Raw genomic sequence first — 14,371 nt, 5'->3', positions numbered from 1 at the left:
TCATACGTCGTTCCGCCCATCCTCGATCAGCCCGTGCTCGCGCAGATAGTCCAGCTGCGCCATCACCGACAGCTCCGCCGCGGGCCACAGCGTCCGGTCGACGTCGTGGTAGACGTGCGCGACCACCTGGGCGGGCGTCAGACAGCCCGCCTCCACGGCGGTCTCCACCTGCGCCAGCCGGCTCGCGCGGTGCGCGAGGTAGTACTCGACGGCGCCGCGCGCGTCCTTCAGCACCGGGCCGTGGCCGGGCAGCACCGTGTCGACGCCCTCCATCGTCAGGGCCTGCAATCTGCGCAGGGAGTCGAGGTAGTCGCCGAGCCGGCCGTCCGGGTGCACCACGATCGTCGTGCCGCGCCCCAGCACCGTGTCGCCGGTCAGGACGGCACCGTCGGCCGGCAGGTGGAAGGAGAGCGAATCGGCGGTGTGGCCGGGCGTGGCGACGACGCGCAGCTCCAGACCGCCGGTGCTGATGACGTCGCCCGCCGCCAGCCCCTCCTCGCCCAGCCGCAGCGCCGGGTCGAGCGCCCGGACCTTCGTCCCCGTCAGTTCGGCGAAGCGGGCGGCGCCCTCCGCGTGGTCCGGGTGGCCGTGCGTGAGCAGGGTGAGCGCGATGCGCTTGCCGGCCGCCTCCGCGGTCGCGACGACATTGCGCAGGTGCGCGTCGTCGAGCGGGCCCGGGTCGATGACCACCGCGAGGTCCGAACCGGGCTCGGAGAGCAGCCAGGTGTTGGTGCCGTCCAGGGTCATCGGCGACGGGTTCGGCGCCAGGACGCAGACGGCACGCGCCGTCGCTGGGCCGCCGACCGTGGGCTGCGGCCTGCCGGGCAGGATCGCCGACGTCATTCAGCAGCTCCTTGCGACGAGATGGGTCCTTGTGGAACGTGTTTGGTGAATTCCTCGTGCCCCGGCCAGCTCAGGACGATCTGCCCCTCTTCGAGCACCGCCCGCGCCAGCACCGGCGTCAGGTCCCGGCCGGCCGCGCCCGCCAGCGCCGCCTCCACCGAGTCGTACGGGAGCAGCGCGCGCAGCGTCGCGACCGTCGGCGGCATCATCACCATCTCGCCGAGCCGGTACCCCTCCACGGCCTCGGCCGGGCGCAGCCACACCGTGCGGTCGGCCTCGCCCGAGACGTCCAGGGTGCGCTGCCCGGCCGGCATCATCGCGAGGAAGAACCAGGTGTCGTAGCGGCGCTCCTCGAACTCCGGGGTGATCCAGCGGGCCCACGGGCCGAGCAGATCCGAGCGCAGCACCAGCTCGCGCCGGGCCAGGAAGTCCGCGAACGACAGCTCCCGGCTGACCAGCGCCTCCCGGTCGGCCTCCCAGCTCTCGCCGGTGGTGTCCGCCACGACGCTGTCGCCGTCGGGACCTGCCAGCAGGACGCCGGCCTCCTCGAACGTCTCCCGCACCGCCGCACACACCACCGCCTGCGCCGACACCGGATCCACCCCGAGGGCGGCCGACCACTCCTCCAGGGACGGGCCGGCCCACCGGACCGGCTTCTCGTCCCGCGGGTCCACACCGCCGCCCGGATACGCGTACGCGCCCCCGGCGAAAGCCATGGAGGCGCGTCTGCGCAACATGTGGACGGCCGGGCCACCGCTCGTACCGTCCCGCAGGAGCAGTACGGTCGCGGCCCGGCGCGGGGTCACGGGGGTCAGATCCCCGTTCGCCAGCGCCCGGATCCGGTCCGGCCAGGAGGCCGGGAACCACTGTCCGTCGTTCGTGCCGCCGCTGCTGGTGCTCATGGGCGGGATCGTACGGCCTGCCGCCCTGATGTTCGAGGGTGAGTCTCGGCTGTTCGACGTGAGTCCCGTGGCTGCGGCTCCGCGGCCGGGCACCCGGCCCGGCCTGCGAAGGGCTCAGACCAGCTCGACCTGGATCTCCACCTCGACCGGTGCGTCCAGCGGCAGCACGGCCACGCCGACGGCGCTGCGGGCGTGCACGCCCTTGTCGCCGAGCACCTCGCCGAGCAGCTCGCTCGCACCGTTGATCACGGCCGGCTGCCCGGTGAAGTCCGTCGCCGAGGCGACGAATCCGACGACCTTCACGACGCGCTTGATGCGGTCCAGGTCACCGGCGACCGACTTGACCGCCGCGAGCGCGTTGAGCGCGCACGTACGGGCCAGGTCCTTGGCCTCCTCCGGCGTCACCTCGGCGCCGACCTTGCCGGTCACCGTGAGCTTGCCGTCCACCATCGGCAGCTGGCCGGACGTGTACACGTACACACCCGACTGCACGGCCGGCTGGTACGAGGCCAGCGGCGGCACCACGGCGGGCAGCGTCAGCCCGAGCGAGGCGATCTTGTCCTCGACCGCGCTCACGCCTGCTTCTCCCGCTTGAAGTAGGCCACCAGCTGTTCCGCGTTGTTCCCATTGGGTACGACCTGGACGAGCTCCCAGCCGTCCTCGCCCCAGGTGTCCAGAATCTGCTTCGTCGCGTGCACAAGAAGCGGCACGGTCGCGTATTCCCACTTAGCCATGGAGCCGACTGTAACGCCTGCTCCCACCCACCCCGTCCAGCACCCGCCCGGCACCTCCCGGCCGGGTCCTGACCGGACCGTCACCGGGTCCGGCCGGGAGATCCGTCGCCGGGTCCGGCCGGGAGATAGAGGCCACACCTGGGCAGTGGACTGCTTGGGCCGAAGGCCGAGTGGTTACGCTCGATGTGTGAGCCCTCAACAGTCCACCCCCACCAGGCTCCATATCGTCACGGGCAAGGGCGGCACCGGTAAGACCACGGTCGCCGCCGCGCTGGCGCTCGCCCTCGCCGCCGAAGGCCGCCGCACCCTGCTGGTCGAGGTCGAGGGGCGGCAGGGCATCGCCCAGGTCTTCGAGACCGGGGCGCTGCCCTACGAGGAGCGGAAGATCGCCGTCGCGCCCGGCGGCGGCGAGGTGCGCGCGCTCGCCATCGACCCCGAACTCGCGCTCCTCGACTACCTGGACATGTTCTACAAACTCGGCCGCGCGGGCCGCGCCCTCAAGAAGCTCGGCGCGATCGACTTCGCGACGACCGTCGCCCCCGGCCTGCGGGACGTCCTGCTGACCGGCAAGGCGTGCGAGGCCGTGCGCCGCAAGGACAACGCGGGCTGGCGGGCGTACGACGCGGTCGTGATGGACGCCCCGCCGACCGGCCGGATCACCCGCTTCCTCAACGTCAACGACGAGGTCGCCGGGCTCGCGAGGATCGGGCCGATATACAACCAGGCCCAGGCCGTGATGCGGGTGCTGAAGTCCACCGAGACCGCGGTGCACCTGGTGACGCTGCTGGAGGAGATGCCGGTCCAGGAGACCGTGGACGGCGTCGCCGAACTGCGGGCGGCCGGGCTGCCCGTAGGAGCGGTCGTCGTCAACATGCTGCGCCCGGTGCTGCTGGACGACGCGGACCTCGAATCGGCGGCCAACGGCCGGCGCACCGCCGTCGCCAAGGCGCTGTCCCAGGCCGGCCTGGGCGGTGCCCGCAAGGGCGGGCAGGCGGAGCGGCTCGTCGACCCGCTGCTCACGCAGGCCCACGAGCACGCCCAGCGCGTCCTCCTGGAGCGCCGCGAGCGCGCCGAGATCGCCGACCTCGGGCTGCCGACGTACGAGCTGGAACTGCGTGGCGAGGGCGTCGACCTGGGCGGCCTCTACCGGTTGGCCGACAGCCTGCGCAAGCAGGGAATTACGGGCGGGGAGAGCTGACATGGGCACGGGCGCGGGCATGGGCATGGGCGGCAAGGGCGCGGGCCGGCGGGGAGAGCTGACATGAGCCTGGAGATTCCGGTGAATCTGGAGAGTCCGGTGCTGGAGATCGATCCGCTCCTCGACGATCCCAAGACCCGCATCATCGTCTGCTGCGGTTCCGGTGGCGTCGGCAAGACCACGACCGCCGCGGCGCTCGGCGTGCGCGCCGCGGAACGCGGCCGCAAGGCCGTCGTCCTGACCATCGACCCGGCGCGCCGGCTCGCCCAGTCGATGGGCCTGAGCGAGCTGGACAACACACCGCGCCCGGTCACCGGGATCGACGAGTCCGCGGGCGGCGCGCTGCACGCGATGATGCTCGACATGAAGCGGACCTTCGACGAGGTCGTGCTGCAGCACTCGGACCCCGAGCGGGCCCGCGCGATCCTCGACAACCCCTTCTACCAGTCCCTGTCGGCCGGCTTCGCCGGCACGCAGGAGTACATGGCGATGGAGAAGCTGGGCCAGCTGCGCGCGCTGGACGCCTGGGACCTGATCATCGTCGACACCCCGCCGAGCCGTTCCGCGCTGGACTTCCTTGACGCCCCGCAGCGCCTCGGGTCGTTCCTGGACGGGAAGTTCATCAGGCTGCTGATGGCGCCCGCGAAGGTCGGCGGCCGTGCCGGGATGAAGTTCCTCAATGTCGGTATGTCGATGATGACGGGCGTGCTGAGCAAGGTGATGGGCGCGCACCTGCTGAGCGACGTGCAGACGTTCATCGCCGCCATGGACACCATGTTCGGCGGCTTCCGCAAGCGCGCGGACGCCACCTACAAGCTGCTGCAGGCTCCCGGGACGGCGTTCCTCGTGGTGGCCGCGCCTGAGCGGGACGCGCTGCGCGAGGCCGCGTACTTCGTCGAGCGGCTGGCCGCGGAGCACATGCCGCTGGCCGGCCTGGTGCTGAACCGGGTGCACGGCAGCGGAGCGCCGCAGCTCACCGCGGAGCGGGCGCTGGCCGCCGCCCAGGCGCTGGAGGAGCCGCTGGAAAATCTTGTGGACGGCGGCATTGTGGATCGTGAGGCCGGGAAGGCTGACTCCGTTGCCGACGGGACCGACGACGGGACGGACCCGAAGACCCCGGCCGAGACGGCCGACGACATGACGATCCCGCCCGAGCAGAGACTTGCCGCCGGGCTGCTGCGGCTGCACGCCGAGCGCATGCGCGTGGTCGCGCGCGAACGCCGCACCAGGGACCGCTTCGTCTCCGTGCACCCTGAGGTGCCGATGGTCGACGTAGCGGCCCTACCGGGCGACGTGCACGATCTGGACGGCTTGCGCTCGATCGGCGATCAGCTTGCCGGGGATCACCCCGCGGCGGCGTAGTCGTCCTCTTCGTCCAAGGGCAGGATGCCGGTGCTCCGCTCGTACTCGGTACGCGCGGTCTCGAGCAGCCTGCGCCACGAGGTGACCGTTGGACGTCGTCGCAGCAGTGCCCTGCGCTCGCGTTCCGTCATCCCGCCCCACACGCCGAACTCGACCCGGTTGTCGAGCGCGTCCGCCAGGCACTCCGTCCGCACCGGGCATCCGGTGCATACCGCCTTGGCCCTGTTCTGGGCCGCTCCCTGGACGAAAAGCTCGTCCGGATCAGTCGTCTTGCACGCTGCCTGCGTGCTCCAGTCGGTTACCCAGCTGCTCATGCTGGCGCCGTCCTCTCCCGAATCGAGGCTCCCCCACGGCGGCAACCGGCATATTCACCGTTGCCAGTTGAGGACGTTACGGAAGGTAGGCGTGACGCAACAGCCCTTTCAGGCCCAATCTTCGATGGCCCGAATGGACTATGGGTGCGCGGCAGATCACCCAACGGAGTGAGCGGCACCCATTTCGGACTTATGGGGCAGAGCGGTCACTGCGCCTGGCATATCGCCCAAGTCACCCGGCATATGACAGGAATTCGGGCAGTTCTCATCACCCACAAGAGTGACGATGGAGGACAGGCGCACGCTCAGCGACCGCGCCTGTCCGTTACAGAGTAGGCGAACAGATGGGCGCACGTCCGGGGAATCGCAACGTAGGCTGCCTCCATGCCTCACAAGCGATCGGGCGGGGGTCTCTCGACGGCCCAGCAGGCCGCCAAGTTCCTCGGTGTCAGTGTCCTGTCCGGGGTGGTACTGGCAGGGATCGCCCTGCCGGCCGCCGGTGCTCTCGGCCTGTCGGCGAAGGGCACCGCCTCAGGATTCCAGGACCTGCCGGGTGAGCTGAAGCGCCCGCCGCTCAGCCAGGCCTCGAAGATCCTCGACGCCAACGGCGGTCTGATCGCAACCGTCTACTCGCGCGACCGCACCGTCATCCCGATCCAGCAGATGAGCCCGAACATCCTGAAGGCCATCGTCGCGATCGAGGACGCCCGCTACTTCGAGCACGGTGCGATCGACCTCAAGGGCATCCTGCGCGCGCTCAACAAGAACGCGCAGGACGGCGGCGTCTCCGAGGGTGCCTCCACCCTCACCCAGCAGTACGTCAAGAACGTCTTCATCGAGCAGGCAGGCGACGACCCGGACAAGGTCGCGCAGGCGGTCCAGCAGACCGTCGGCCGCAAGATCAAGGAAATGAAGTACGCGATCCAGGTCGAGAAGGAACTCGGCAAGCAGCAGATCCTGGAGAACTACCTCAACATCACGTTCTTCGGCGAGCAGGCCTACGGCATCGAGGCCGCGGCCAAGCGGTACTACAGCAAGCACGCGAAGGACCTGACCGTCGGCGAGGCCGCGATGCTGGCCGGCATCGTCCAGTCGCCCAGCCGCTTCGACCCGGTCAACGACGAGCAGGAATCGATCAAGCGCCGCAATCTCGTACTGCAGCGCATGGCCGACCTCAAGGACATCACCCAGGCCCAGGCCGACGCCACGAAGAAGACGCCCCTCGGCCTCAAGGTCAGCAAGCCGAAGAACGGCTGCATCACCGCCGTCAACGGCGCCGGCTTCTTCTGCGACTACGTCCGCAACACGTTCCTGCAGAACGCGGCCTTCGGCAAGACGAAGGAAGCCCGCGCGAAGCGCTGGCGCCAGGGCGGCCTGACGATCAGGACGACGCTGGACCCGCAGGCGCAGTCGTCGACGCAGAACGGCATCGCCAAGCACGTCTACAAGGACGACCCGGTCGCTTCCGCCGTCACCCTCGTGGAACCGGGCACGGGCAAGATCCGGGCGATGGCGCAGTCCCGGCCGTACGGCTTCGGTAAGAACGAGACGCAGATCAACCTCTCCGTCGACCGGGGCATGGGCGGCGGGGCCGGGTACCAGTCCGGTTCGACGTTCAAGGCGTTCACCGCCGCCGCCGCGCTGGAGTCGGGTTACCAGCCGAGCCAGACATACCCCTCGCCGAGCGAGATGCCGTACCCGTCGGTGAGCGACTGCTCCGGCGCGCAGTACCCCGGCACCGGCACCGTGCCGAACGAGAGCGAGACGGAATTCGGCCCGTACGCCATGCCCGAGGCGCTCAAGAAGTCGGTCAACACGTACTTCGTGACGCTGGAAGCCGACGTCGGCCTGTGCCCGGTGACCCAGATGGTCAACAAGCTGGGCATCACCAAGCGGGCCGGCGGCACGGCCTTCGGGCTCGGCGCGTCCTTCACACTCGGTGTCAACGAGATGTCCCCGCTGGACATGGCCGCCGCGTACGCCGCCTTCGCCGCCCGTGGCACCTTCTGTGCGCCGACCGCGATCGAGTCGGCCACGGACTCGGACAACAAGGCGATCCCGGTCCCGAAGCCGCTGTGCTCCACGGCCATGTCGCAGACGACGGCGGACACCATCAACACCATGCTCAAGGGCGTGGTCGACGACGGTACGGGCACTGCGGCCGGCCTGACCGACCGTGCCACCGCGGGCAAGACGGGTACGACAGACGACCGCAAGGCCGCCTGGTTCGTGGGCTACACCCCGAACATGTCGGCCGCGGTGTGGATCGGTGACCCGGGCGTCAAGCCGATCAAGATGACGGGGATCACCTTCGGCGGCGAGTACTACGACAAGGTGTTCGGCGCCACCGGCCCGGCACCGATCTGGAAGGACGCCGTCAGCGGGGCCCTGGACGGCAAGCCGGAACTGACGTTCAACGAGGTACCGCTGAACATCCCGGACAAGCCCGTGGTCCCGCCCACCCCCAACCCCGGCAACGGACCGGGCAAGCCCGGCCACACCACCGGGGCCACGACCGCCGGCACCGGCAAGCCGCCGGCGAGCCCGAACCCCTTCCCCTCGTTCACCATCCCGCCGGGCATCATCGGCGGCGGCGGGAACGGCCACTCGGGCGGCGGGACCGGCGGCCGCTGACCGCAGGAACCTGGAACGCGTGAGGGGCGCCACCCGATTCCTCGGGTGGCGCCCCTCACCTGTGCGATACCGGGCGGATCAGCCCGCGAGCTGCTTCTTCACCTCGGCCGCGACGCGGCCGCCCTCGGCGAGACCGGCGACCTTCGGGTTCACGATCTTCATGATCGCGCCCATGGCCCGCGGACCCTCGGCGCCCGCCGCCCTGGCCTCGGCCACCGCGGCGGTGACGATGCCGACCAGCTCCTCGTCCGACAGCTGCTTCGGCAGGTACGCGTCGAGCACCTCCCCCTCGGCCAGCTCGCGCTCGGCCGAGGCGGGACGGTTGCCCAGGGCGAAGGCTTCGGCCGCCTCACGGCGCTTCTTCGCCTCACCGGCGATCACCTTGAGCACCTCGTCGTCGGAGAGTTCACGGGCGGTCGTGCCCGCGACCTCCTTCTTGGTGATGGCGGTCAGCGTGAGGCGGAGCGTGGCGGAGCGAAGCTCGTCGCGGCCCTTCATGGCCGCGATGAGGTCGTCGTGCAGTCGCTGCTTGAGCGTGGTGGTCATGCCGTCGAGTCTCGCACCCGCACGGTCGTACTGCCGCCCATTAACCCCCGGCGAACCGTCCCGTACCGACCGGAACGGCGCCGAAGAGTTCCGTCCAGGTCCCGGAGGTGTCCCGGACCGGTCCCGCGCGCCGGTACCCCAAGCGCCGCATGGCATCCTGATCGGTCACAGCTCTGCCGGACGGGTCGGCGGACGTCCGGGGGGCAAGGGGACCAGATGAGGCTCTGTTTCCTCGTCGAGGAGCACTACCGTCACGACGGCATGCCTCTCGACGTGGTCGGCCAACTGGCCGCCTGGGGACACCAGGTGGACGTGATCCGCCCCGGCGGTTCTCTCATCCGGCTCTCCGAGTTCTCCGAACTGTCCGGACTCTCCGACGCGGTGCAGTCGGGTGCGCACGACGCCTGGGTGCTCAAGACGGTCTCCGGCGGCCCCGGCCTGACCCTCCTCGAAGGCGCGGCGGCACTCGGCCTGACCACGGTCAATGACGCACGCGCGATCCGGACGGTCCGTGACAAGGCCCTCACCGCGCTCGTCGCGCAGCAGCACGGCCTGCCGATGCCGGTGACGTACGCGGCGGCCCGGCCCGAACTGTTCGCGGAGGTCCCCGAGGAGCACTTCCCGCTCGTCGTGAAGCCCGCGGCGGGCAGCTCGGGGCGCGGCGTACGGCTGGTCCGCACGCCGGAGCAGCTCACGGGGTCCGACGACGGCGCTGACGGAGATGCGGCCCTCGGCCCCGGTCCCGAGGACGGTGGGCTGCTCATAGCCCAGCCGTACGTGCCCAACTCCGGGACGGACCTGAAGGTGTACTGCGTCGGCGGTGAGGCCTACGCGACCGTACGGGCGTCGCCGCTGCGCCCCGAACTCGCCGTGGACGAGCGGCTCGTGCCGCTCCCGCGCGAGGTGGCGGGGCTGGCGGCCGAGATCGGCGCCGTCTTCGGCCTGGACCTGTACGGGATCGACGTGCTGCTCGGGCCCGACGGCCCGATCGTCGTCGACATCAACGACTTCCCGAGCTTCCGCAAGGTGCCCGACGCCGTCGCCAGGGTGGCGCGCGCCGTCCTCGACCTGGCCCGGACGGGTGGCACGGGCGGGCACGGCGGCCTTCGCCCCCAGGCCGAGACGGGAGCCGGGGCTGGAGCTGGAGCCGTGGCCGGAGCTGGAGCCGGGGCCTTCGTACCCGCACAGGCCGGCACATGAGCGCAAAGGCTGACACGGCTCGCACCGCCGCGCAGCGGATCTGCTTCCTGACGGACAAGCCGGACCACCCGCTGCTCGCGGCCACCGCCGCCCTGCTGGCGGACCGCCCACACAGCCACGTCGAGTTCACCGACCCGGCCCACGCCACGGAACCCGCGCCGGACGAGCTCGCCGACGTCTATCTCCTCAAGTCCCATACGCCGCAGGCGATCCGGCTCGCCCGCGCCCTGGAGCGGCGCGGCGCGCGCGTCGTCAATTCGGCCGCGTCGACCGAGCTGTGCCAGGACCGGGTGCTGATGGCGGACACCGCGCTGGCCGCGGGCCTCCCGTTCCCCGTGACCCGGACGGTCGCGCCGCTGTCGCGGATCACGGCCCCGCCGCCGTCGGGCTATCCGTTCATCGTCAAGAGCCGGGCCAACCGGCGCGGCGATGTCGTCGCCCGGGTCGATGACGCCGCGGGCCTGCGGGAACTCGCCCGCAGGTGGCCGGACGAGCCGGTCGTCGTTCAGGACTTCACGCCGGGCGACGGCTGGGACCACAAGCTCTGGGTGATCGCCGGCCAGGTCTTCACGGGCCTGCGCCCGTCACCCCTGGGAGACCGGGACGCAGGGGCCCTGAGCAGCCCGGACTCTCCTCGGGACCGGCCCCCGCCGCCACCCCCCGGGGCCCTCGACCTGGCGCTGCAGGCGGGCAAGGTCTTCGCCCTCGACGTCTACGGCGTGGACGTCATCGCGGACAGGACCGGAACGCCGCTCATTGTCGACATCAACGCCTTTCCCGGCTTCCGGGGCGGCAGCGGAGCGCCGCGCGCTCTGGCGGAGCTCATCTGATCTGCGACGATGGACGCATGCGAGCGCGATACGGAGTTCCCCTCGGCGTGACGGCAGTCGGCGCGGCCTGCGTGGCCTACGCCGCCGGAATCGAAACGCGGTCCTTCCGGCTGCGCCGTGTCGAGGTCCCGGTGCTGCCCGACGGGATGCGGCCGATCCGGATCCTGCAGGTCTCCGACATCCACATGGTCTGCGGCCAGAACAAGAAGCGCCGCTGGCTGCAGTCCCTGGCGGGCCTGCGCCCGGACCTCGTCGTCAACACCGGTGACAACCTCTCCGACCCGGAGGGCGTCCCCGAGGTGCTGGACGCCCTCGGCCCGCTGATGGAGTTCCCCGGGGCGTACGTCTTCGGCTCGAACGACTACTACGGTCCCAGGTTCCGCAACCCGGCCCGCTACCTGCTGGAGAAGTCCCGCAGGCAGCACGGGCTCAACGGCAAGACCGAGCCGGTCACCAATGTGATCCGCAACCCCTGGGGCGATCTGCGCGACACGTTCGACGCCGCCGGCTGGGTGGGGCTGAGCAACACCCGCGGCCACCTCAAGCTCGACGACGGCATCGAGATCGCCCTCACCGGCCTCGACGACCCGCACATCAAGCGTGACCGCTACGCCGCCGTCGCCGGCGGCCCGGACCCCGCCGCGGACCTCAACCTCGCCATCGTCCACGCCCCGTACCTGCGGGTCCTGGACGCCTTCGCGGCCGACCGCTACCCGCTGATCCTCGCCGGCCACACCCACGGCGGCCAGATCTGCATCCCCTTCTACGGCGCGCTCGTCACCAACTGCGACCTGGACACCCAGCGGGTGAAGGGCCTGTCCACCCACACCGCCGGCGGCGAGCGCTCCTACCTGCACGTCTCCGCGGGCTGCGGCGCCAACCGGTACACCCCGATCCGCTTCGCCTGCCCTCCGGAGGCGACACTCCTCACGCTGACCACCCGAAAGGCCGGCCGCCCCGTACGGTGAGGCGATGCCCGAGCCCGCGCTCCGTCATCCCTACGCCGCCGCCTGCCGCGCGCTGATCGCCGCGGTCGCCGTCACCGGCATCACCATCGAGTGCGTGCACACCGACCCGCTGCGCGTCTTCACCTTCTTCACCATCCTGACGAACGCCGCCATCGCGATCACCTTCGCCTGGTCCGCCCACCGCGACGGGACCGGCCGGCCGCCGCTGTCCCCGCGCATCACCGGCGCGGTGCTGCTCTGCATCGTGATCACCGGGCTCGTCTACCACCTCGTCCTGGCGAACGAGTCCAGCGGCTTCTCCGAGGCGGAGCACCTCGCCCGGCGCACCGGCGACCTGGTCCTCTCCAACCAGCTGCTGCACACCGTGACTCCCGTCACAGTCACCCTCGACTGGCTCCTCCTCACCACCCCGGCCCGCTTCCAGTGGCGCCACGCCTACCAGTGGCTCGCCCTCCCCCTCGCGTACGCCGCCTTCGCCCTCCTGCGCGGCGCCCTCATCGACCCCCCGAACCGCTACCCCTACCCCTTCCTCGACGTCGACCTGCACGGCTACCCCACCGTCCTCCGCAACGCCCTCGTCCTCGCCGTCGCCTTCTCCGCCCTGGCCCTCCTCCTCGTCACCCTCGACCGCGCCCGCCCCCGCCTCCCCACCCACGAATACCGGATTTCGTCTCCGGCCCCCCGTCCGCTAAAGTGAATCTCGTTGCACCGGGGTGTGGCGCAGCTTGGTAGCGCGCTTCGTTCGGGACGAAGAGGCCGTGGGTTCAAATCCCGCCACCCCGACCCAGGTCAGAGGCCCTATCGGAGAAATCCGATAGGGCCTCTTTCGCGTTGTACCGCAGGAAAGTACAGCAACTGCTCCGCCCGTCGGCGACCTTCATCGACCGCCGAACCTCCGGGCAGTCAGTACCTCCGGGCAACTTCGATGCACCTACCGGCTCAAGTCCCTGCGCGGAGGAGTGTGCGAGTTGTCTCGAACCGCTCTGTTGGGCTTAGTGCGGAGGAGGCTAGCCAGGAACCGTACGCCAGAGAAGCGGCGGCTCCTTCTGCTGGTGAGGACACCCACGAGGGCGACGGTGGCGCCCAGGTGGGCGAGGAGGGGCCGGTGATGGCGCGCCCCACGTTGCTTAGTGGCTGGTGAGTTCGCCGGTGAGCTTGGCGTGGAGGTCGGCGCTGGGGTCGTTCAGGCCGATGATCTCGACGGTTTTGCCGCGCTGGGTGTACTTGGTCTCGATGGCGTCCAGGGCGGCCACCGAGGAGGCGTCCCAGATGTGCGCGGCGGACAGGTCGATGACGACCTTGTCGGGGTCGGTGGCGTAGTGGAACTGGCCGACGAGGTCGTTGGAGGACGCGAAGAACAGCTCACCGGTCACGGAGTACACCACCGTGCTGCCGTCGGGGTCGGTGACCGCGGTGACGTTCGCGAGGTGGGCGACGCGTTTGGCGAAGATGACCATGGCGGTGATAGAGCCGACGACGACGCCGATGGCGAGGTTGGAGGTGGCGACCACGCAGATCACGGTGATGACCATGACGGTGATCTCACCGGAGGGCATCCGCCGAAGCGTCTTGGGGGCGATGGAGTGCCAGTCGAAGGTGCCGAAGGCGACCAGGATCATTACCGCGACCAGGGCTGCCATCGGGATGTCGGAGACGACCGGGCCGAAGACGATGCACAGCACCATCAGGAATGCGCCCGCGAGGAAGGTCGACAGGCGGGTGCGGGCGCCGGAGACCTTCACGTTGATCATCGTCTGGCCGATCATGGCGCAGCCGCCCATGCCGCCGAAGAAGCCGGTGACGATGTTGGCGATGCCCTGGCCGATGGATTCGCGCGTCTTGGAGGAGTGGGTGTCGGTGATGTCGTCGACCAGTTTGGCCGTCATCAAGGACTCCATCAGGCCGACCAGCGCCATCGCCAGCGCGTAGGGGGCGATGATAGTGAAGGTGTCCATCGTGAACGGCACATCCGGCAGGCCCGGCACCGGTAGCGAGGAGGGCAGGGCGCCCTTGTCGCCGACCGTCGGCACCGCGATCCCGGCCGCGACGGTGATCACGGTCAGGATGACGATGGAGACCAGCGGCGCCGGAATCACGGTGGTGACCTTCGGGAAGAACACCATCAGGGCCAGACCGGCCGCGATCAGCGGGTAGACGGGCCACGGCACATCGTGCATCTCGGGGACCTGGGCCATGAAGATCAGGATCGCGAGGGCGTTGACGAAGCCGACCATCACCGAACGCGGCACGAACCGCATCAGCTTCGCCACGCCCAGCGCCCCGAGCACGATCTGGATGACGCCGGCCAGGATGACGGCCGCGACCAGGTAGCCGAAGCCATGCTCGCGGTTGAGAGGAGCGATCACGAGGGCGACGGCACCGGTGGCGGCGGAGATCATCGCGCGGCGTCCGCCGACGATGGAAATGGTCACGGCCATGGTGAACGAGGCGAACAGGCCGATCGCCGGATCGACACCCGCGATGATCGAGAACGAGATCGCCTCGGGAATCAGCGCGAGCGCGACCACCAGGCCCGCCAGGACCTCGGTACGCCAGACCTTCGGGTCGGACAGCCAGTCCGGACGCAGACCGCGCAGCCGCGCGGCAGGAGACACAACGGAAGAAGACAAGAGAACGGGAACCTGTCGTACTCAGGCACACCCCCTGCAAGCAGGACGGGGAGTGCGGGAGAACGCGGAGGGGCCGGCCGGCACACCGCGGACGGCCAGCGAGAGCGGGCCGGAAGGCAAGAAGGGGACGGAACCGGGGCTCTGCGCGATGGCGCAGCCGAGCTCATACCCAGGGGCGAAGCGTCACGGTGGGCAGGCAGCGGCCATGGG

At 70.3% G+C, this 14,371-nt stretch carries 14 protein-coding genes and 1 tRNA gene; 8 read left to right on the top strand and 7 right to left on the bottom strand.

What is annotated here, in order from left to right:
• The 4 genes from AC07DC_RS09500 to AC07DC_RS09485 form a co-directional block, all read right to left on the bottom strand.
• On the bottom strand, positions 1–843 hold the full coding sequence (locus AC07DC_RS09500) for an MBL fold metallo-hydrolase (RefSeq protein WP_478913462.1): 843 nt from the start codon (positions 841–843) through the stop codon (positions 1–3).
• Entirely contained in the window at positions 840–1,745 is a 906-nt protein-coding gene (locus tag AC07DC_RS09495) for an NUDIX hydrolase (protein ID WP_478913460.1), read from the bottom strand. The genes AC07DC_RS09500 and AC07DC_RS09495 overlap by 4 nt, the downstream gene beginning before the upstream one ends.
• 114 nt (positions 1,746–1,859) lie before the next feature.
• Positions 1,860–2,321: a RidA family protein gene (locus AC07DC_RS09490; protein ID WP_478913458.1), complete on the bottom strand. Its 462-nt coding sequence runs from the start codon at positions 2,319–2,321 to the stop codon at positions 1,860–1,862.
• On the bottom strand, positions 2,318–2,479 hold the full coding sequence (locus AC07DC_RS09485) for a Sp36 family protein (protein ID WP_138358698.1): 162 nt from the start codon (positions 2,477–2,479) through the stop codon (positions 2,318–2,320). Before AC07DC_RS09485 ends, AC07DC_RS09490 begins: the two co-directional genes overlap by 4 nt.
• Positions 2,480–2,666: 187 nt before the next feature.
• Here AC07DC_RS09485 and bagA point away from each other — a divergent pair, with 187 nt between their 5' ends.
• Together bagA and bagB are read left to right on the top strand one after the other, a co-directional pair.
• Positions 2,667–3,677: an ATPase BagA gene (gene bagA / locus AC07DC_RS09480; RefSeq protein WP_478913456.1), complete on the top strand. Its 1,011-nt coding sequence runs from the start codon at positions 2,667–2,669 to the stop codon at positions 3,675–3,677.
• Positions 3,678–3,740: 63 nt separating this feature from the next.
• Positions 3,741–5,039 (top strand): ATPase BagB, encoded by a 1,299-nt coding sequence (bagB, locus tag AC07DC_RS09475; RefSeq protein ID WP_478913454.1) that lies wholly within the window; start codon positions 3,741–3,743, stop codon positions 5,037–5,039.
• Here bagB and AC07DC_RS09470 read toward each other — a convergent pair.
• On the bottom strand, positions 5,021–5,353 hold the full coding sequence (locus AC07DC_RS09470; protein WP_138358704.1) for a WhiB family transcriptional regulator: 333 nt from the start codon (positions 5,351–5,353) through the stop codon (positions 5,021–5,023). The two genes, bagB and AC07DC_RS09470, sit on opposite strands and share 19 nt — an antisense overlap.
• 384 nt (positions 5,354–5,737) lie before the next feature.
• Here AC07DC_RS09470 and AC07DC_RS09465 point away from each other — a divergent pair, with 384 nt between their 5' ends.
• Positions 5,738–7,987: a transglycosylase domain-containing protein gene (locus AC07DC_RS09465; protein ID WP_478913453.1), complete on the top strand. Its 2,250-nt coding sequence runs from the start codon at positions 5,738–5,740 to the stop codon at positions 7,985–7,987.
• A 78-nt stretch (positions 7,988–8,065) separates the two neighbouring features.
• Here the strand turns inward: AC07DC_RS09465 and AC07DC_RS09460 are convergent, their stop codons facing one another.
• Positions 8,066–8,533 carry a GatB/YqeY domain-containing protein gene (locus AC07DC_RS09460; protein ID WP_478913451.1) on the bottom strand — a complete coding sequence of 156 codons (468 nt, stop codon included), beginning with the start codon at positions 8,531–8,533 and terminating at the stop codon, positions 8,066–8,068.
• A 216-nt stretch (positions 8,534–8,749) separates the two neighbouring features.
• Between AC07DC_RS09460 and AC07DC_RS09455 the strand changes: the two genes are divergently transcribed.
• The 5 genes from AC07DC_RS09455 to AC07DC_RS09435 all read left to right on the top strand — a co-directional run bounded on the left by AC07DC_RS09455 (position 8,750) and on the right by AC07DC_RS09435 (position 12,314).
• Positions 8,750–9,733, top strand: coding sequence for an ATP-grasp domain-containing protein (locus AC07DC_RS09455; RefSeq protein ID WP_478913449.1), 984 nt, complete (start codon positions 8,750–8,752; stop codon positions 9,731–9,733).
• Complete coding sequence (locus AC07DC_RS09450) at positions 9,730–10,563, top strand: ATP-grasp domain-containing protein (RefSeq protein WP_478913448.1); 834 nt, start codon at positions 9,730–9,732, stop codon at positions 10,561–10,563. Before AC07DC_RS09455 ends, AC07DC_RS09450 begins: the two co-directional genes overlap by 4 nt.
• Before the next feature lie 17 nt (positions 10,564–10,580).
• A complete protein-coding gene (locus AC07DC_RS09445) occupies positions 10,581–11,531 on the top strand; it encodes a metallophosphoesterase (protein WP_478913446.1) in 951 nt (316 codons plus the stop codon).
• 4 nt (positions 11,532–11,535) lie between these two features.
• Positions 11,536–12,228, top strand: coding sequence for a Pr6Pr family membrane protein (locus tag AC07DC_RS09440; protein WP_478913445.1), 693 nt, complete (start codon positions 11,536–11,538; stop codon positions 12,226–12,228).
• Positions 12,229–12,240: 12 nt separating this feature from the next.
• Positions 12,241–12,314: transfer RNA gene (locus AC07DC_RS09435), tRNA-Pro, on the top strand.
• 344 nt (positions 12,315–12,658) lie between these two features.
• On the opposite strand, the gene AC07DC_RS09430 is transcribed toward AC07DC_RS09435, so the two are convergent.
• On the bottom strand, positions 12,659–14,146 hold the full coding sequence (locus tag AC07DC_RS09430; RefSeq protein WP_478913443.1) for a SulP family inorganic anion transporter: 1,488 nt from the start codon (positions 14,144–14,146) through the stop codon (positions 12,659–12,661).
• Positions 14,147–14,371: the final 225 nt, after the last annotated feature.

The sequence above is a fragment of the Streptomyces sp. NPDC045021 genome (assembly GCF_056432645.1).
Note: the sequence above shows the minus strand (reverse complement) of the source record. Positions and strands in the feature narration are given on the sequence as shown.